18 protein-coding genes are annotated in these 18,506 nt (G+C 69.8%); 2 read left to right on the top strand and 16 right to left on the bottom strand.

Features of this window, described 5'->3' with window-relative positions:
• Nucleotides 1-34 precede the first annotated feature (34 nt).
• The 5 genes from Q8X39_RS12930 to Q8X39_RS12910 all read right to left on the bottom strand — a co-directional run bounded on the left by Q8X39_RS12930 (nucleotide 35) and on the right by Q8X39_RS12910 (nucleotide 6,678).
• Nucleotides 35-1,582: a methyl-accepting chemotaxis protein gene (locus tag Q8X39_RS12930; protein WP_305750095.1), complete on the bottom strand. Its 1,548-nt coding sequence runs from the start codon at nucleotides 1,580-1,582 to the stop codon at nucleotides 35-37.
• Between the two features lie 31 nt (nucleotides 1,583-1,613).
• On the bottom strand, nucleotides 1,614-3,422 hold the full coding sequence (locus Q8X39_RS12925; RefSeq protein WP_305750094.1) for a methyl-accepting chemotaxis protein: 1,809 nt from the start codon (nucleotides 3,420-3,422) through the stop codon (nucleotides 1,614-1,616).
• Nucleotides 3,423-3,469: 47 nt separating this feature from the next.
• The gene (locus Q8X39_RS12920; RefSeq protein ID WP_305750093.1) at nucleotides 3,470-5,695 is read right to left on the bottom strand and encodes a chemotaxis protein CheA; all 2,226 of its coding nucleotides are present in this window, start codon (nucleotides 5,693-5,695) and stop codon (nucleotides 3,470-3,472) included.
• An 88-nt stretch (nucleotides 5,696-5,783) separates the two neighbouring features.
• Entirely contained in the window at nucleotides 5,784-6,146 is a 363-nt protein-coding gene (locus Q8X39_RS12915) for a response regulator (protein ID WP_130480559.1), read from the bottom strand.
• A gap of 76 nt (nucleotides 6,147-6,222) precedes the next feature.
• Nucleotides 6,223-6,678, bottom strand: coding sequence for a hypothetical protein (locus Q8X39_RS12910; protein ID WP_407068012.1), 456 nt, complete (start codon nucleotides 6,676-6,678; stop codon nucleotides 6,223-6,225).
• Between the two features lie 212 nt (nucleotides 6,679-6,890).
• Here Q8X39_RS12910 and Q8X39_RS12905 point away from each other — a divergent pair, with 212 nt between their 5' ends.
• Nucleotides 6,891-8,090 carry a hybrid sensor histidine kinase/response regulator gene (locus Q8X39_RS12905; RefSeq protein WP_305750091.1) on the top strand — a complete coding sequence of 400 codons (1,200 nt, stop codon included), beginning with the start codon at nucleotides 6,891-6,893 and terminating at the stop codon, nucleotides 8,088-8,090.
• A complete protein-coding gene (locus Q8X39_RS12900; RefSeq protein ID WP_305750090.1) occupies nucleotides 8,087-8,716 on the top strand; it encodes a response regulator in 630 nt (209 codons plus the stop codon). Before Q8X39_RS12905 ends, Q8X39_RS12900 begins: the two co-directional genes overlap by 4 nt.
• 107 nt (nucleotides 8,717-8,823) lie before the next feature.
• On the opposite strand, the gene hisF is transcribed toward Q8X39_RS12900, so the two are convergent.
• From hisF to Q8X39_RS12845, 11 genes are all read right to left on the bottom strand, one after another.
• Entirely contained in the window at nucleotides 8,824-9,603 is a 780-nt protein-coding gene (gene hisF / locus Q8X39_RS12895; RefSeq protein ID WP_305750089.1) for an imidazole glycerol phosphate synthase subunit HisF, read from the bottom strand.
• Nucleotide 9,604: 1 nt separating this feature from the next.
• Nucleotides 9,605-10,354, bottom strand: a complete 750-nt coding sequence (hisA, locus tag Q8X39_RS12890; protein ID WP_305750088.1) for a 1-(5-phosphoribosyl)-5-[(5-phosphoribosylamino)methylideneamino]imidazole-4-carboxamide isomerase — start codon at nucleotides 10,352-10,354, stop codon at nucleotides 9,605-9,607.
• Between the two features lie 133 nt (nucleotides 10,355-10,487).
• Entirely contained in the window at nucleotides 10,488-11,222 is a 735-nt protein-coding gene (gene hisH / locus Q8X39_RS12885; RefSeq protein WP_305750087.1) for an imidazole glycerol phosphate synthase subunit HisH, read from the bottom strand.
• Complete coding sequence (hisB, locus tag Q8X39_RS12880; RefSeq protein ID WP_305750086.1) at nucleotides 11,222-11,857, bottom strand: imidazoleglycerol-phosphate dehydratase HisB; 636 nt, start codon at nucleotides 11,855-11,857, stop codon at nucleotides 11,222-11,224. Before hisB ends, hisH begins: the two co-directional genes overlap by 1 nt.
• Before the next feature lie 46 nt (nucleotides 11,858-11,903).
• Nucleotides 11,904-12,998 (bottom strand): histidinol-phosphate transaminase, encoded by a 1,095-nt coding sequence (hisC, locus tag Q8X39_RS12875; protein ID WP_305750085.1) that lies wholly within the window; start codon nucleotides 12,996-12,998, stop codon nucleotides 11,904-11,906.
• 11 nt (nucleotides 12,999-13,009) lie between these two features.
• Nucleotides 13,010-14,323, bottom strand: coding sequence for a histidinol dehydrogenase (hisD, locus tag Q8X39_RS12870; protein ID WP_305750084.1), 1,314 nt, complete (start codon nucleotides 14,321-14,323; stop codon nucleotides 13,010-13,012).
• 38 nt (nucleotides 14,324-14,361) lie between these two features.
• Nucleotides 14,362-15,006: an ATP phosphoribosyltransferase gene (gene hisG / locus Q8X39_RS12865; RefSeq protein WP_407068011.1), complete on the bottom strand. Its 645-nt coding sequence runs from the start codon at nucleotides 15,004-15,006 to the stop codon at nucleotides 14,362-14,364.
• Between the two features lie 5 nt (nucleotides 15,007-15,011).
• The gene (murA, locus tag Q8X39_RS12860) at nucleotides 15,012-16,277 is read right to left on the bottom strand and encodes a UDP-N-acetylglucosamine 1-carboxyvinyltransferase (RefSeq protein WP_305750082.1); all 1,266 of its coding nucleotides are present in this window, start codon (nucleotides 16,275-16,277) and stop codon (nucleotides 15,012-15,014) included.
• 154 nt (nucleotides 16,278-16,431) lie between these two features.
• Nucleotides 16,432-16,692 carry a BolA family protein gene (locus Q8X39_RS12855; protein WP_305750081.1) on the bottom strand — a complete coding sequence of 87 codons (261 nt, stop codon included), beginning with the start codon at nucleotides 16,690-16,692 and terminating at the stop codon, nucleotides 16,432-16,434.
• Nucleotides 16,693-16,766: 74 nt separating this feature from the next.
• Nucleotides 16,767-17,531, bottom strand: a complete 765-nt coding sequence (locus tag Q8X39_RS12850) for an ABC transporter permease (RefSeq protein WP_305750080.1) — start codon at nucleotides 17,529-17,531, stop codon at nucleotides 16,767-16,769.
• Nucleotides 17,528-18,469, bottom strand: a complete 942-nt coding sequence (locus Q8X39_RS12845) for an ABC transporter ATP-binding protein (protein WP_305750079.1) — start codon at nucleotides 18,467-18,469, stop codon at nucleotides 17,528-17,530. Before Q8X39_RS12845 ends, Q8X39_RS12850 begins: the two co-directional genes overlap by 4 nt.
• Between the last annotated feature and the right edge of the window lie 37 nt (nucleotides 18,470-18,506).

The following is an 18,506-nucleotide window of genomic DNA, read 5'->3' as shown; positions in this document are numbered from 1 at the left end:
GCGGCCCTTGTTGTTGACGTCGCGAGCGATTCGCTCAGCCGTGCGCACCCTCCCGAGTGCGAAACACCTGCACCACCTGATTCAACCTCTGCGCCTGCTCGTTCAGGCTCTCGGCCGCCGCGCTGCTCTGTTCGACCAGGGCGGCGTTCTGCTGGGTCATCTGGTCGAGTTGCAGCACCGCGCCGTTGATCTGGCCGAGTTCGCTGCTCTGCTCGCTGGTGGCCGCGGTGATCTCGGCAATGATGTCGTTGACCCGGGCCACGCTGGCGACGATCTCCTGCATGGTCGAGCCGGCGTCGCCGACCAGGCGGGAGCCGCTGTCGACCTTCTCGACGCTGGCGCCGATCAGGCTCTTGATCTCGCGGGCGGCCTCGGCCGAACGGCCGGCCAGGCTGCGGACCTCGCTGGCGACGACCGCGAAGCCGCGGCCCTGTTCGCCGGCCCGCGCCGCTTCCACCGCCGCGTTCAGCGCCAGGATGTTGGTCTGGAAGGCGATGCCGTCGATCACGCCGATGATCTCGGCGATCTTGCGGCTGGACGCGTTGATCTCGTCCATGTTGGCCACCACCTGCGACACGACCGAACCGCCGCGCTGGGCGGCCTCGGCGGCCGAGTTGGCGAGCTGGTTGGCGGTGCGTGCGGCGTCCGCCGTCTGGCGCACCGAGCCGTTGAGCTGCTCCATCGAGCTGGCGGTCTGCTGCAGGCTGCCCGCGGTCTGTTCGGTGCGGCCCGACAGGTCCTGGTTGCCGACCGCCACCTCGCGCGAGGCGGTGTGGATCGAGTCGACCGACACGCGCACCTCCGAGACCGTGCGGCCGAGCGCCTCCTGCGTGGCGGCCAGCGCGCGCTGCAGGTCGCCGATCTCGTCCTGGCGGGTGGTGTCGAAGCGCTGCGTCAGGTCACCGGCGCCCATGCGTTCGGCCTGGGCGCAGACCGATTCGATCGGGCCGCAGATCTTCCTGACCAGCATCGCGCTGGCGGCCAGCAGGCAGGCGGCGATCAGCGCCAGCACGCCGCAGGCCACCACCAGCGTCTTCATGCGCAGCTCACCCGATTCGGCCATGCGGCGGGCGGTCAGGTCGGACTCGAGCTTGACGATGCGCTGCTGCGCCTCGCCATAGGCCTTCAGCGCCGGCGTGACCATGTCGCGCAGGGCCTGGGCAGCGATGCCGGCCTCGGCCGCCTTGCGGGCCTGGGCGGCGTCGCGGGCGGCCAGGTAGTCCTTGCGGCGCGCGGCCACGTCGGCCAGCGCGTCCTTGACCTCGGCCTCGTCGCTGAGGCCTTCGAGCTGCTTCTGCAGCGTGGAGATCTCGGCGCTGGTCGCGCTCATCTCGGCCTTCAGCGTCGCGTTCAGCTCGGCATCGCGGCTGACCAGCAGCGCCATCGTGCGGGCCGCATTGACCTGGGTCTGGCCGGCCCAGCGCAGGCTGGCCTCAAGCAGTTGCTGGCGCTGGACGACGGCCTCGTTGGCTTGCGTGACGTCGCGGCTGGTCATCGTCCAGGCCACGGCTGCGGCCAGGGCCAGCAGCAGGCTGATCACGATGGGCGGCAGCCAGAGCAGGCGTCGAAGGGTCAGGTTCATGGGATCGTCTCCTCGCTGGATATCGGACCGCTCAGAAGCTGGTCCAGTCGTCATCCGGCGCAGCGATGGCTGCGGTCGGGGCCGGCGCGGGCGCATGCACGCTCGCCGACGCAGGTTTCGGGGTGGTGGCCTTCGGGGAGGTGGCCATCTGGGAGGTGGCCTTCGGCGCGGCGGCCTTGGCCTTCGGTGCCGCAGCCGGCGTGGCTGGCGTGGCGGCTTTCAGGGCCGGACGAGCCTGCGCCGGCCGGAAGGCGCTGTCGTCGGATGCCTCGGAGCCGTCGATGCGGAACTGGCTCACCACGCTGCTCAGGCGCAGCGCCTGTTCGCGCAGGCTCTCGGCCGCAGCGGCACTTTCCTCGACCAGCGCGGCGTTCTGCTGCGTCATCTGGTCGAGCTGGGTGACGGCGCTGCTGACCTGGCCCAGCTCGCCGCTCTGCTCGGTGGTCGCGGCGGTGATCTCGCCGATGATGTCGGTGACGCGCTGCACGCTCGAGACGATCTCGGTCATCGTGCTGCCGGCGTCGTGCACCAGGCGCGCGCCGCTGTCGACCTTCTCGACGCTGGCGCCGATCAGGCTCTTGATCTCGCGGGCCGCGTTGGCACTGCGCTGGGCCAGGCTGCGGACCTCGCCAGCCACCACCGCGAAGCCGCGGCCCTGCTCGCCGGCACGGGCGGCTTCCACCGCGGCGTTGAGCGCCAGGATGTTGGTCTGGAAGGCGATGCCGTCGATCACGCCGATGATCTCGGCGATCTTGCGGCTGGAGGTGTTGATCTCCTCCATGTTCGTGATGACCTGCGAGACCACCGTGCCGCCGCGGTGCGCGGCCTCGGTCGCCGAGCTGGCGAGCTGGTTGGCGGTGCGGGCCGATTCGGCCGTCTGGCGCACCGTGCCGCTGACCTGCTCCATCGAGCTGGCGGCGTGCTGCAGGTTGCTGGCGGTCTGTTCGGTGCGGCCGGAGAGGTCCTGGTTGCCGGTCGCGATCTGCGCGCTGGCCACCGAGATCGACTCGGCCGTGTGGCGGATGTTGCCGACGATGCCCTGCAGAGACTGCTGCATCGAGCCCAGCGAGCGCATCAGCTCGGCCGGCTCGTCGCGGCCATCGACCTTCAGGCGCGCACTCAGGTCGCCGCTGGCGATCGCATCGGCGAAGCGGCGGGCCTCATCGATGGGCTGGACGATGCTGTGCGAGTTCGTCAGCGTCAGCGGCGCGACGATCAGGATGACCACGGCCAGCGCGACGCCAAAGATCACCAGCGCCTGGCGGGTCGCGGCGGCCAGCTCGGCCTGCGTGGACAGCGCCTCCGCCTTGACGATCTCGTCGATGGCGGCGACGTTCTTGACGATGCCGGCCATCAGGATCTTGGAGCGTTCGAGCACCCGGTCGACCGTGCGATGGCCGTCGTAGGCGCCGGCCATGGTGTTGTCGACGGCCCTGGAGGTGGTGGCGACGTACTCGTCCAGGCGCTTGATGGCATCACGCGCGATGGGGTTGTCCTCGTCCTCCTCGCCGAGCAGCATGCCCTCGAAGGACTTGCGCAGGTCGGCATGGGCCTGCTTCCAGGTGGCCAGATGGACCTTGAGCAGCTCGGGCTGGTCGTAGTCGATGACCATGTTCTTCTCGGCGACGCGGACCTCGCCGAGTTGTGCCCGCAGGTCGGCCACATGGCCGGACTCGGCCACCGAGTGGTGCATGAAATGCAGGTTGAGCTCCTGCAGGTGGTGGCCGATGGCCACGCCGACGCCGGCGAAGCCGACGAACAGCGCCAGCACCATCACGATCGCACCGGTCATGCGGGTGCGGATCGTGAACTGGCGCATCAGTGACTTGATCGTGTTCATCGGGTTTCCTGGAGGACGGGCCGTGAGAGGGAGCCTGGCAGGACGGCTCAGTGACGGGTGCGACGGACCAGCGAACCGGTGTCGAGGATCAGCGCGACGCGGCCGTCGCCCATGATGGTGGCGCCCGAGACATCCGGGACGCGGCGGTAGTTCGCCTCGAGGTTCTTCACCACCACCTGCTGCTGGCCGAGCAGCTCGTCGACCAGCAGGGCGACCCGGCCGCCCTCGGCCTCGACCACGACCATGATGGCGGCCACCCGCTCGAAGTCGAAACGCGGCACCTCGAACACTTTCTCCAGCTCGATCACCGGCATGTACTCGTCGCGCACCTGCACGACGCGGCCGTTGCCGCCGATCGTCTTGATGGTCTTGTCGGTGACCTGGAAGCTCTCGACCACCGAGGCCAGCGGCAGGATGTAGACCTCGTCGGCCACCCCCACGCTCATGCCGTCCATGATCGCCAGCGTCAGCGGCAGGCGCACCTTGACGCTCATGCCGTAGCCCTCGGCGGAGTCGATCTCGACCGTGCCGCCCAGGCTGGTGATGTTCTTCTTGACCACGTCCATGCCCACGCCGCGGCCGGACACGTCGGTGACCTGTTCGGCGGTCGAGAAGCCGGGCGCGAAGATCAGGCCCCAGACCTCGGCATCGGACATCGAGTCGGGCGCGTCGATGCCGCGCTCGCGGGCCTTGCGGATCAGCTTCTCGCGCGACAGGCCGCGGCCGTCGTCGCGCACCTCGATGACGACCGAGCCGCCCTGGTGCGAGGCCGACAGCGTGATGGTGCCGGTCTCGGACTTGCCACAAGCCAGCCGGTCAGCCGGCATCTCGACGCCGTGGTCGCAGGAGTTGCGCACCAGGTGGGTCAGCGGGTCGGTGATCTTCTCGATCAGGCCCTTGTCCAGCTCGGTGGCCTCGCCCTGCGTGATCAGCTCGACCTTCTTGCCCAGCTTGGCGGCCAGGTCGCGCAGCATCCGCGGGAAGCGGTTGAAGACCGTCGACATCGGAATCATCCGGATCGACATGACCGCTTCCTGCAGGTCGCGGGTGTTGCGGTCCAGGTCGTTGAGGCCGGCGATCAGGGTCTGGTAGACGACCGGATCGAGGTCACGGCTGTTCTGCGCCAGCATGGCCTGGGTGATGACGAGTTCGCCGACCAGGTTGATGAGCTGGTCGACCTTCTCGACCGACACGCGCAGCGTGCTCGAGTCCAGGCCGCCGCTGGCGGGCTTCTCATGGCGCACGGCGGCCGGCTTGGCGGCGCTGGGCACGATGTGGGGCACGGCTGGCATGTGCTGCGGCGCGGCGGGCACGGCCGGGCTGGCCGAGGCCGGCGTGGCGGCTGCGGCACCGGGGGCACCCGGCGCGTCGTCGAAGAAGCCGTAGCCGAGGTCGACCGCCGGGGCCGCCGCAGCGGGCGCTGCGGCCTCGGGCAGCGGATCGGTGTCCAGCGGCGCGGCACCCGAGGGCACGCCCGGATTGCCGGCATGGAAGCCGTAGCCGGCGCCGAAGGGACTCAGCTGCACCGACTCGCGGGCGACGTGGAAGGTGAACAGGTCCAGCAGCTCCGCATCGGTGCTGCGCGTCACGACCTTGTAGCGGCGCATGCCGTCGCTGGCCTGGCCCATGTCGAGCGGCTCGATGGTGCCCAGGTCGGTGATCTCGGCGAACAGCTCGATCAGGTTGTCGGCCTGTTTCGGGTCGGCCAGCGGGCCGACGCGCAGGTCCAGCTCGCGGGTCGCGGCCACGACCGGCGCCTGGATGACTGGCCGGGCCGGCGCAGCAACAGCGACGTCAACAGCAACAGCGGCGACGACCGGCGCAGGCGCGGCCGCCGGCGGCGGCACCTCGCCGGAGGCCAGCGACTTGATGTGGAACAGCAGCTCGGTGGTGTCCATCGCGTCGGCGCCGGAACCCTGGTGGCGGCCGAGCTGGTGGCCCAGCGCGTCGCCGGCTTCGAGCAGCACGTCGATCATGCGGGCATGCAGGGCCAGCTCGTGGCGGCGCAGCTTGTCGAGCAGCGTCTCCATCTCGTGGGTGAGCGCCGCGACGTCGCTGAAGCCGAAGGTCGCCGCGCCGCCCTTGATCGAGTGGGCGCAGCGGAAGATGGCGTTCAGCGCCTCGTCGTCCGCGGCCTCGATGTCGAGTTCCAGCAGCAGCTGCTCCATGCGCTGCAGGTTCTCGCCGGCCTCCTCGAAGAAGACCTGGAAGAACTGGCTGAGGTCGATGCCGGCGCCGCCGCCGACGCCGCCCTCGCTGGTCATTTCTGCCATGGTGTAGTCCAGTGATCCGTGATGCGATGGAAGTCCGGCGCGACCTGGCGCAACCGGTGGTGGCCCGCCAGGGGGCCGATCGGGTGCGTCAGCGCACGACCTTCTTGATGACCTCGATCAGCTTGGTCGGGTCGAAGGGCTTGACCAGCCAGCCGGTGGCTCCGGCGCTGCGGCCAGCCTGCTTCATCTGGTCACCCGATTCGGTGGTCAGGATCAGGATGGGCGTGGTCTTGAACTGGCTCGTCTCGCGCAGTTTCTTGGTCAGCGTGATGCCATCCATGCGCGGCATGTTCTGGTCGGTCAGCACCAGATCGAAGGTCCGGCTGCCGGCCTTCTCCCAGGCGTCCTGACCATCCACGGCCTCGACCACGTTGTAGCCGGCGCTCTTGAGGGTGAAGGAAACCATCTGGCGCATCGAGGCCGAGTCGTCTACGGCGAGGATTGATTGCATGTCGCGCTCCGGAAATTGGCGTTTGGGCTGGTGAATGACGGAAGGTCTGCGGTGTCTCGGGGTGGGCGTGCGGCGGCTAGAACAGCTCGACCGATCCGGCGTCCATCTCGTCCTGGGTGACCGGGTTGGGCCGCACCGGCGGCGCCTCGACGATGGTCTCGCCCTCGTCGTCACCCCCCATGGCCTCCCGCGCCAGCTGGTCGGCGACGGAACGGAGGCGGTGGTGGGTGTGGTGGATCAGCTGCGAGGCCATGTCCTGGAACTGCAGCGCGGTGACCGCGCCGGCCAGGTTCTGCATCGCGTCATGCAGGGCCCGGGTGTCGACGTGGGGCATGGCCGCCGCCTGGTGCAACAGGCCGTTGAGGCTGGCGTTGGCACCGTAGAAATGCGTCATCAGGGCTTCGCTGGCGTCGTTGAGCAGGCGCTGGAGCCGTTCCAGGTCGTTGCCCGCACTGAGCAGATGGTCCTGAAGCTCGGCAGCCAGCAGCAGCGGGAACACGGGCTCCGCTTCGGGAATCTGCTGATCGGGCATCGACATGTCGTCTCCGTGACGTGACGGGTGGGGTCGGGCCGTGACTTGGGCCCGGCCGTGAGGCTTCAGGCGACGCCCGCGACGGGGCATCGATGGGTAGAATTTTTTCGGATGGGGGATTTGTCGTAGGCCGGATGACGCGGTGATTCCCGCCCCTTTTCTCGACCGTCCAACGACCGTCGGCCGGCCGCCGATCCAACCCGGACCCACGCATGCAACGATCCGTCAAGCCGCGCCGCCTGCGCGTGCTGCACCTGGAAGACTCGGAGCTGGACCATCAACTGCTGCTCGCGCACCTGCGCCGGGGCGGCATCGAGCCGGCGATCTTCCGGGTCGACAACGAGACCGACTTCCTCGCCGCGCTCGGGCAGGACTGGGACATCGTGCTGTCGGACTACAACCTGCCGGGCTTCTCCGGCCTGATCGCGCTGGAGCTGCTGCGCGAGCGCGACAAGCTGATGCCCTTCATCCTCGTGTCCGGCGAGATCGGCGAGGACACCGCCGTCGAGGCGATGCGCAACGGCGCCTCCGACTACCTGCTCAAGAGCAACCTGACCCGGCTGGTGCCGGCCGTGCTGCATGCGGTCGAGGCCTGCGAGAGCCAGCGCGCCCGCCAGCAGGCCGACCAGGAACTCGCGCACTCGCGCAAGCGGCTGTCCGAACTGGCCCAGCACCTGCAGACCAGCATCGAGATGGAGCGCACCGCCATCGCCCGCGAGATCCATGACGACGTCGGCGGCTCGCTGACGGCGGTCAAGTTCGACCTCGCCTGGCTGCTGCGCCATGCCAAGGACGACGCGCTGATCGAGCGCACCCACCAGGCGCTGGAGACGCTCAACCACGCCATCGAGGCGAGCCAGCGGATCATGCACAACCTGCGCCCGGCCATCCTCGAACAGGGCCTGGTCGCCGCCCTTCAGTGGATGACCCAGCGCTTCGAGCGCCGCAGCGGCATCCCGACCGCCTTCCGCACCAGCCACGACCACCTGCGCCTGCCCGCCGGCGTGCCGCTGGTGGCCTATCGCACGGCCCAGGAAGCGCTGACCAACATCTCCAAGCATGCCAAGGCGACGCGGGTGCAGGTCGACCTGACGGTTGCCGCCGGCGTGCTGTCGCTGGAGATCAGCGACAACGGCCGCGGCCTGGCCAGCGGCGACCTCGGCAAGGCCCGTTCCTTCGGCATCCGCGGCCTGCATGAGCGGGCCGACACGGTCGGCGGCTGGGTCGAGCTGTCGAGCACGCCACAGGGCACGACGCTGATCCTGTCGGTGCCGCTGGACCCGCGCGCCAGTGCCAGTCACCATGGCGACGAGGACGACGGCGACGGCGGCGATGTCGACGGCCAGCCGGTTCGTCCCGCACCCGCGCCTGGCAGCAGCGCGCACGATCCTTCGACCTGGGGAGAGCTATGACACGGGTGATCCTGTGCGATGACCACGCACTGATCCGGCGCGGCATCCGCGACACGCTGGCCGAGCAACCCGACATGCAGGTCGTCGGCGAGGCCGGCGACTACGGCGAACTGCGCGCCCTGATGCGCCTGCAGAGCTGCGACGTGCTGGTGCTGGACATCAACCTGCCCGGCCGCAGCGGCCTGGACGTGCTGCATGCGCTCAAGGAGGAAGGCGCGCCGGTCAAGGTCCTGATCGTCTCGATGTACCCCGAGGACCAGTACGCCCTGCGCGCGCTGCGGGCCGGTGCCTACGGCTACGTCAACAAGGGCGGCGATCCGGCCCAGATCGTCGCCGCCGTGCGCATGGTGGCCCAGGGCCGCAAGTACATCACCGCCGAGATGGCGCAGATGCTGGTCGAGAACCTCACCACCGCAGCCCCTGAAGCCGCGCACGACAAGCTCTCCGACCGCGAGCTGCAGACCCTGGTCATGATCGCCTCGGGCAAGCGCCTGTCCGACATCGCCGAGGAGCTGACCCTGAGCCCCAAGACCGTCAGCGTCTACCGCGCGCGGGTGCTGGAGAAGCTGGGGTTGGCGAACAACTCGGAGATGACCGTCTACGCGATCCGCAACGGGCTGGTATAGGGCCCCCACGCTCCCTGGCGGTCGCTGCCCCCCGAGGGGGCGCTTGCCGCTGACCCAGCAGAGCCGGGTCAGGGCAGATGCTGGCTCAACACGGATGAGCGTGAGCGTCAGACCCGGACAGGAATCCCGCGTGCCGCCATGACGGCCTTGGCCTGGGCCACGGTGTATTCGCCGTAGTGGAAGATGCTCGCGGCCAGGACCGCGTCGGCGCCGCCGGTCTGGACGCCGTCGGCAAGGTGGTCGAGGTTGCCGACGCCGCCCGAGGCGATCACCGGGACCGGCACCGCGTCGGCGACGGCGCGGGTCAGTTCGAGGTCGAAACCGCTCTTGGTGCCGTCGCGGTCCATGCTGGTCAGCAGGATCTCGCCGGCGCCCATCTGCGCCATCTTCGCGGCCCAGGCGACCGCGTCGATGTGCATGTTCTTGCGCCCGCCGTGGGTGTAGACATCCCAGCCCGGGCCCTTGCTGGCCAGGTCCTCGCCGACCCGGCGCTTGGCGTCGATCGCGACGACGATGCACTGGGCGCCGTACCGGTCGGACGCGTCGCGGATCACCTGCGGATTGGCCACCGCCGCCGAGTTGAAACTGACCTTGTCGGCCCCGGCATTGAGCAGCCGGCGCACGTCCTCGACGCTGCGCACGCCGCCACCCACGGTCAGCGGGATGAAGACCTGCGAGGCCACCGCCTCGATGATGTGCAGGATCAGGTCGCGGCCATCGCTGGTGGCCGTGATGTCGAGGAAGGTCAGCTCGTCGGCACCTTGTTCGTTGTAGCGCGCGGCGATTTCCACCGGGTCACCGGCATCGCGCAGCTCGACGAAGTTGACGCCCTTGACGACCCGGCCGCCGGTGACGTCGAGGCAGGGAATGATGCGTTTGGCGAGCACCTCAGGCACCGTCGCCGTTGAGCTCGTCGGCGAGCTTCTGGCCGGCCGCGAAGTCGAGGTCGCCGGTGTAGATCGCGCGGCCGCAGATCACGCCTTCGATGCCTTCGCCCTCGACGCCGCAAAGCGCGCGGATGTCGGCCAGGTTGGACAGGCCGCCCGAGGCGATCACCGGGATGGTCAGGGCCTGGGCGAGCTTGACGGTGGCGTCGATGTTGATGCCGGTGAGCATGCCGTCGCGGCCGATGTCGGTGTAGATCACGCCCTCGACGCCGTAGTCTTCGAACTTGCGGGCCAGGTCGACCACCTCGTGGCCGGTCAGCTTGGACCAGCCGTCGGTGGCGACCTTGCCGTCCTTGGCATCGAGGCCCACGATGATGTGGCCGCCGAAGGCCGTGCAGGCGTCGCGCAGGAAGCCCGGGTTCTTGACCGCAGCCGTGCCGATGATGACGAAGCTCAGACCGTCATCGAGGTAGCGCTCGATGGTGTCGAGGTCGCGGATGCCGCCGCCCAGCTGCACGGGGATCTCGTCGCCGACTTCGGCCAGGATGGCCTTGATCGCGCCCTCGTTGACGGGCTTGCCCGCGAAGGCGCCGTTGAGGTCGACCAGGTGCAGGCGTCGCGCGCCGGCGTCGACCCAGCGCCGCGCCATCGCGGCGGGGTCCTCGCCAAAGGTGGTGGAGTCGTTCATGTCGCCTTGCTTGAGGCGCACGCACTTGCCGTCTTTGAGGTCGATGGCCGGGATCAGCAGCATGGCTGTGGGTCAGTCAGGAAAGGTCGAGGAAAGGTGGCACCCAACTGCACCATGGCACGCGTGGCGCAGGTGCGGGACACCGACGAGGGGGAAATCGAGCGCGGGACCGGGCGGGCGGTCCCATCGGCAGGTTTCACGGCTTCCAGCTGAGGAAGTTGCGATAAAGCGCCAGACCCTGGTCGGCGCTTTTCTCGGGGTGGAACTGGGTTGCAAAAATATTATCCCGCGCCACTGCGCTGGTAAAGCGCTCACCGTATTCGGTTTCACCCGCGCTGTGCGCCTCATCGACCGGGGTGGCGTAGAAGCTGTGGACGAAATAGAACCAGGCGCCATCGGGCACCCCCGCCCACACCGGATGGGCGCGCGCCTGGCTGACGCGGTTCCAGCCCATCTGCGGCACCTTGTAGCGGCTGCCGTCGGACTGGATGCGACCTTCCAGCTGGAAGCGCCGCACGCGGCCGGGGATCAGGCCGAGGCCGGGCGTGTCCTGTTCCTCGGAGTGGTCAAGCAGCATCTGCATGCCCACGCACACGCCCATCAGCGGCTTGCTGGCGGCCGCTTCGAGCACGGCTTCCTTCAGGCCGGATTCGTGCAGCTCGCGCATGCAGTCGCGCATGGCGCCCTGGCCGGGCAGCACGATGCGCTCGGCGGCACGCACGTCCTCGGGCCGCTGGGTGACGATCACCTCCAGCCCGGAATCCTGCGCGACATGCATGACCGCCTGCGACACGCTGCGCAGGTTGCCCATCCCATAGTCGACGACCGCGACCGTTCTCGCAGCCCCTCGCCGAACGGGTACGTTCGTCGATCCCCCGAGGGGATGCTCGCCGGCTTGGGACGGCCCGGCGCTCGGCTCGCGGCTCGCCATCACAGGCTCCCCTTGGTCGACGGGATCACGCCGGCGCTGCGCGGGTCGGGCGTGAGCGCCATGCGCAGCGCGCGGCCGAACGCCTTGAAGATGGTCTCGCACTGGTGGTGCGCGTTCTTGCCCTTGAGGTTGTCGATGTGCAGGCTCACCAGCGCATGGTTCACGAAGCCCTGGAAGAACTCGTAGACCAGCTGGGTGTCGAGCTGGCCGATCGAGCCGGCGGTGAAGTGGACGTCCATCGCCAGGCCGGGGCGGCCGGAAAAGTCGACCACCACGCGCGACAGCGCCTCGTCCAGCGGCACGTAGCTGTGGCCGTAGCGGGTGATGCCCTTCTTGTCGCCGACCGCCTTCGCGAAGGCCATGCCCAGCGTGATGCCGACGTCCTCGACGGTGTGGTGGCCATCGATGTGCAGGTCGCCCTCGGCCTGGATGTCCAGGTCGATCAGCCCGTGGCGGGCGATCTGGTCGAGCATGTGGTCGAAGAAGCCGATGCCGGTGGCGAGCCGGGACACGCCGCTGCCATCGAGGTTGATGCGCGCGGTGATGCGGGTCTCGTTGGTGTGGCGGCGGATCTCGGCGATGCGGGCGGTGGCAGCGTCGGTGGCCTGGACGGCGGGGCTGGCGGAGGTGCTCACGGCGGGTCTCTCGGCGAGGGGAACGGGGGGGGTCGGTGGGACCGGATCAGGTCGATGCGCGCAGGGCATCGATCAACACACGATTCTCGTCGGCCGTGCCGACGGTCAGGCGCAGGCAGTCGGCCAGCAGCGGGTGCAGGCCGGCCACGTTCTTGATCAGCACGCCCGCGCGCTTCAGGGCCGAGAAGGTCGCGGCACCGTCGGCCACGCGGATCAGGATCATGTTGGCCTCGCTGGGCCAGACCCGCCGCACGCCGCGCATGGCCGCCAGCGCGGCCAGCAGGCGCTGGCGCTCGTCGCGGATCCTTGCGGCCTGGGCGGCATAGACCTCGGCGTGTTCGAGCGCGAACAGTGCCGCCTCGGCGTTGAGCACGCTGACGTTGTAGGGCGGGCGGACCTTGTCGAGTTCGGCGATCAGCGCGGCCGGGCCGCACAGGTAGCCCAGCCGGATGCCGGCCAGGCCGAACTTGCTGAGCGTGCGCATCACCAGCACATGGTCATGCGCGGCGGCGCGGGCCAGCCAGCTGCGCGCGGCGAAGGGCTGGTAGGCCTCGTCGATGACGACCAGGCCATCCTGCGCGGCAACCGCGTCGACGATGCGGGCGATGGCCGTGTCGTCGAACAGGTTGGCCGTCGGGTTGTTCGGGTAGGCGATGTAGGTGATGGCCGGGCGGTGCTCGGCGATGGCCGCCAACATGGCCGGCTCGTCCAGCTCGAAGTCCGGCGTCAGCGGCACGCCGACGAAGTCCAGGCCCTGCAGCTGCGCCGACATCGCGTACATCACGAAGCCCGGCAGCGGCGCGAGCACGCCGGCACCGGGCCGGCAGCAGGCCAGCGCGAGCAGCGAGATCAGCTCGTCCGAACCATTGCCCAGCATCAGCGACCAGCCCTCGGGCAGGCCGACGTGCCCGGCCAGCGCGGCCTTCAGCGTGTCGATGCGCTCGCCCGGGTAGCGGTTGAGCGCGACCGCGCCCAGGCGCCGGCCCAGCTCGGCCTGCAGCTCGGGCGGCAGGCCGTGCGGGTTCTCCATCGCGTCGAGCTTGATCAGCCCGCCGGCCGGCTGCACCACGTAGGCGTGCATGGCCTGCACGTCCTGGCGCAGCGTGCGGCCCAGGCGGGTCGGCAGGGAGGCGTTCGACATGGGGCCGGGCCTCAGCGCCGGAGCCGGAACTCGGCCGCCTGCGCATGGGCCTGCAGGCCCTCGCCATAGGCCAGCTCGGCGGCGATCGGGCCGAGCACCTGCGCGCCGGCCTCGCTGACCTCGATCAGGCTGCTGCGCTTCTGGAAGTCGTAGACGCCCAGCGGCGAGCTGAAGCGCGCGGTGCCGGAGGTCGGCAGCACGTGGTTCGGGCCGGCGCAGTAGTCGCCCAGGCTCTCGCTGGTGTAGGCGCCCAGGAAGATCGCGCCAGCGTGGCGCAGCAGCGGTTCCCAGCGGTGCGGGTCGGCCGAGCTGACCTCGAGGTGCTCGGGCGCGATGCGGTTGCTGATCTCGCAGGCCTCTTCCATCGAGCGGGTGCGGATCAGCGCGCCCCGGCCTTCGAGCGAGGCGCGGATGACGTTGCGACGCGGCATCGCGCCGATCAGGCGGTCCATCGCGGCCTGCACCGCGTCGATGTAGGCGGCATCCGGGCACAGCAGGATGCTCTGCGCCAGCTCGTCGTGCTCGGCCTGGCTGAACAGGTCCATCGCGACCCAGTCCGGCGGCGTGCTGCCGTCGGCCAGCACGAGGATCTCGCTCGGTCCGGCAATCATGTCGATGCCGACCTGGCCGAACACGCGCCGCTTGGCGCTGGCCACGTAGGCATTGCCCGGTCCGGTGATCTTGTCGACCCGCGGGATGCTCGCCGTGCCGAAGGCCAGCGCGCCGACCGCCTGGGCGCCACCGATGGTGAAGGCACGGCTCACGCCGGCCACGTAGGCGGCGGCCAGCACCAGCGCATTGCGCTCGCCGCCCGGCGTGGGCACGACCATGATGATCTCGCCGACCCCGGCGACATGGGCCGGCAGCGCGTTCATCAGCACGCTCGACGGATAGGCCGCCTTGCCGCCCGGCACATAGATGCCCACGCGGTCCAGCGGCGTGACCTTCTGGCCCAGCAGCGTGCCGTCGGCATCGCGGTAGCTCCAGCTCAGGCCGCAGGCCTGCAGCTGGCGCTCGTGGTAGCTGCGCACCCGCGCCGCCGCCGTTTCCAGCGCATGGCGCTGGGCCGGCGTGATGGCGTCGAAGGCGGCCTTCAGCTCGTCGCGGGTCAGCTCCAGCGCGGCCATGCAGGGCGCGTCCAGGCGGTCGAAGCGGGCGGTGTATGCCAGCACCGCCGCGTCGCCCCGGGCCTTCACGTCGGCCAGGATGTCGGCCACGCGGGACTCGATCTCGGCATCGGTCTCGGCCGACCAGTGCAGCACGCGCTGGAAGTCGGCGTCGAACGTGGCGGACGAGGTGTCGAGGTGGCGCACGGCAATGGACATGGCGGCTTCGGAGGTCGGGTCAGGAGACGGAGGAAGGTTCAGCCGCGCGCCGCGACCGCCGCCGCGAAGGCGTCGATCATCGGGCGCAGGCGCTCGCGCTTGAGCTTGAGCGCGGCCTGGTTGACGACCAGGCGCGAGGAGATCTCCAGGAAGGGCTCGACCTCGCGCAGCCGGTTCGCCTTGAGCGTGCTGCCGGTCGAGACCAGGTCGACGATGGCATCGGCCAGGCCGGTCAGCGGCGCCAGTTCCATCGAGCCGTAGAGCTTGATCAGGTCGACGTGCACGCCCTTGTCGGCGAAGTGCCGGCGGGCGATCTCGGTGTACTTGGTGGCCACGCGGATGCGCGAGCCCTGCTTCACCGCGGTGTCGTAGTCGAAGTCGTCGCGGGTGGCCACGCTCATGCGGCAGCGCGCGATCTTCAGGTCCAGCGGCTGGAACAGGCCCTCGCCGCCATGTTCGAGCAGCACGTCCTTGCCGGCCACGCCCAGGTCCGCGCCGCCGTGCTGGACATAGGTCGGCACGTCGGTGGCGCGCACCAGCACGACGCGCACGTCGGGCCGGTTGGTCGCCAGGATCAGCTTGCGGCTCTTCTCCGGGTCCTCGGTGACCTCGATGCCGGCGGCGGCCAGCAGCGGCAGGGTCTCCTCGAAGATGCGGCCCTTGGACAGGGCGAGGGTGATCAGGTCGCTCATCGTGTTCTCTCGATGTCCGCGCCGATGCCGCGCAGCTTCTCTTCCATGCGGTCGTAGCCGCGGTCGAGGTGGTAGATCCGGTCGACGCAGGTCTCGCCCTCGGCCACCAGGCCGGCGATGACCAGGCTGGCCGAGGCCCGCAGGTCGGTTGCCATGACGGTCGCGCCGGACAGGCGCTCGATGCCCTCGACGATCGCCGTGTGGCCGTCCACGGCGATGTGCGCGCCCAGGCGCACCAGCTCGTTGACGTGCATGAAGCGGTTCTCGAAGATGGTCTCGGTGACCCGCGAGGTGCCCTGCGCGATGCAGTTCAGCGCCATGAACTGCGCCTGCATGTCGGTCGGGAAGGCCGGGTACTCGCTGGTGCGCAGGCTGATGCCCCTGGGCCGGCCGCTGGCGCGCACGCGGATCCAGTCGGGGCCGCAGTCCAGCTGCACGCCGGCCTCGCGCAGCTTGTCGAGCACCGCGTCGAGGTGGTCGGCGCGGGTGCGGCGCAAGGTCACGTCACCGCCGGCAGCGGCCACCGCGCACAGGAAGGTGCCGGTCTCGATGCGGTCGGCAATGATCTGGTGCGGCTGCGCCGGCGCATGCAGGCGGTCGACGCCGTGGATGCGGATGCGGTGCGTGCCCTGCCCTTCGATGCGCGCGCCCATCGCGACCAGCAGGTCGGCCAGGTCGGTGACCTCGGGCTCCTGCGCGGCGTTCTCCAGCACCGTCTCGCCATCGGCCAGCACGGCGGCCATCAGCAGGTTCTCGGTGCCGGTGACGGTCACCATGTCGGTGGTGATGCGGGCGCCCTTCAGGCGCTCGGCGCGGGCGACGATGTAGCCGTGTTCGACGACGATCTGCGCGCCCATCGCCTGCAGGCCCTTGATGTGCTGGTCGACCGGCCGCGAGCCGATCGCGCAGCCGCCCGGCAGCGACACCCGGGCCTCGCCGAAGCGGGCCAGCAGCGGGCCCAGCACGAGGATGGAAGCCCGCATGGTCTTGACCAGGTCGTAGGGCGCCTCGCGGGTGGTGATCTCGCTGGCGTCGAGCACGACGTGGTCGGGCTGCGACTCGCTGCGATCGGCCTTCACGCCCAGGTGGCGCAGCACCTTCAGGGTCGTCGAGACATCCTGCAGGCGCGGCACGTTGGCCAGCGTCATCGCCTCGGGGCAGAGCAGCGCGGCGCAGAGTTCGGGCAGGGCGGCGTTCTTGGCGCCGGAGATGGTGACCTCACCCTGCAGGGTGCGGCCGCCGCGGATCACGAGCTTGTCCATGGGCTTGCGGTGCGTGAGGCGAAAGCGGGATCGAGGTTCGTCGGCAGGCCGGTGCGGAAGGCGCGGCAGGCCGAGGCGACAGGATCGGCGGGTTCGGCGGTGGGGTGGAAGACCGGCCGGCGGCAGTCGGACGACGCCGCGAGGCCGGGCCGGTTCAGCCTTGGGAGGTCGACGCGGTCGCGGCCCATTCGGCCGGGGTCAGCGTCTTCATCGACAGCGCGTGGATCTCCTCGCGCATGCGCTCGCCGAGCACGGCGTAGACGGCCTGATGTCGACGGATGCGGCTCAGGCCCTCGAACTGCGTCGAGACGATGGTGGCGAAGAAATGTCGGCCGTCGCCCTCGACCTGCAGGTGCTCGCAGGACATGCCGGCGGCAAGGAGGGACTGGACGTGCTGGGGTGTCGGATCGGCCATGGTGGCGAAATTGTACCGGCGGCCCCGCCGGCGCTCGCCGCGCGGGGCCTCGGCCGGTGCCGATGCGGTCGGCCTCAGTGCCGCAGCTTGTAGCCGCTCGCCAGCAGCCGCAGGCAGACCGTCGCGACGATCGCCAGGCTGCCGCCGACCACTGCCAGGCTGAGCCAGGGCGAGACGTCGCTGACGCCGAAGAAGCCGTGGCGGAAGCCGTCGATCATGTAGAAGAACGGGTTCAGGTGGCTGGCCGCCTGCCAGAAGGCCGGCAGGCTGTGGATCGAGTAGAAGACGCCGGCCAGGAAGGTCATCGGCATGACGATGAAGTTCTGGAAGGCGGCCATCTGGTCGAACTTCTCGGCCCACAGGCCGGCGATCAGGCCCAGCGTGCCCATCAGCGCCGCGCCCAGGATCGCGAAGACCAGCGCCCACAGCGGCTGCGCCAGGCCCGGCGGCGCGAACCACACCGTCACCAGCAGCACGCCCGCGCCAACGGCCAGGCCGCGTACGACCGAGGCGCCGACATAGGCCAGGAACCAGGCCCAGTGGCTCAGCGGCGTCACCAGCAGGAACACGAGGTTGCCGGTGATCTTGCTCTGGATGAGGCTGGACGAGCTGTTGGCGAAGGCGTTCTGCAGCACGCTCATCATCACGAGACCGGGGATCAGGAAGCTGCTGTAGCCGACCTGCTCGTAGACCTTGACGTGGTCCTCCAGCACGTGGCCGAAGATCAGCAGGTAGAGCATGGCCGTCAGCACCGGTGCGGCCACGGTCTGGAAGCTGACCTTCCAGAAGCGCAGCACCTCCTTGTAGAACAGCGTGCGTGCGCCCGCCAGGTCGATCATGCGGCCTCCTCGGCCACCGCCGGACGGACCGAGCCCGCGCCCTGCATGATCTCCAGGAAGACGTCCTCCAGGTCGGCCCGGCCGATCTCCAGGTCCTCGACCTTGACGCCGGCCGCACGCAGCCGCGCCAGCACCGACTCGACCGCGTTGGCATCCGGCGCCTTGACCTGGGCGATGCGCCCGGTCACGCGGGCCTGCGCGGCCAGGTCGGGCGGCAGCGGGTCGTCGGTCTTGAAGCGCAGCATCGTGCTGGCGGTGCCCGCGAGCAGGTTGCTGGTGCGGTCCAGCGCGACCACGCGGCCCTGCTTGAGCATGGCGATGCGGCCGCACAGGGCCTCGGCCTCTTCGAGGTAGTGGGTGGTCAGCAAGACGGTGTGGCCTTCGCGGTTGAGGCGGGCGATGAAGCCCCAGAGCGTCTGGCGCAGCTCGACGTCGACGCCGGCGGTCGGCTCGTCCAGCACGATCACCGGCGGACGGTGCACCAGCGCCTGCGCCACCAGGACCCGGCGCTTCATGCCGCCGGAGAGCTGGCGCATGTTGGCGCCGGCCTTGTCGGCCAGGCCCAGGCCTTCGAGGAGTTCGCTGATCCAGGCGTCGTTGCCGCGCACGCCGAAGTAGCCGGACTGGATGCGCAACGACTCGCGCACGCTGAAGAAGGGGTCGAAGACGAGTTCCTGCGGGACGATGCCCAGCGACTTGCGCGCCGCCGCGTAGTCATCGACCACGTCGTGCCCATGCACGGTGACCCGGCCCGCCGTCGCGCGGGCCAGGCCGGCCAGGATCGAGATCAGCGTCGTCTTGCCCGCGCCGTTGGGTCCGAGCAGGCCGAAGAACTCGCCCGGCTGGATGTCGAAGGAGACATCGGACAGCGCGTTCAACGCGCCGCGCGGGGTCTGGAAGGTCTTGCCGACCTGCTGGAAGGAAATCGCCGGGTTCATCGGCGGCGGATTGTAGGCAGGCCCCATGTCAGCGCAC

Source organism: Leptothrix discophora, assembly GCF_030705305.1.
Taxonomy (GTDB): Bacteria; Pseudomonadota; Gammaproteobacteria; order Burkholderiales; family Burkholderiaceae_C; genus Sphaerotilus; species Sphaerotilus discophorus.
This window is presented reverse-complemented; position numbering and strand designations above follow the sequence as displayed.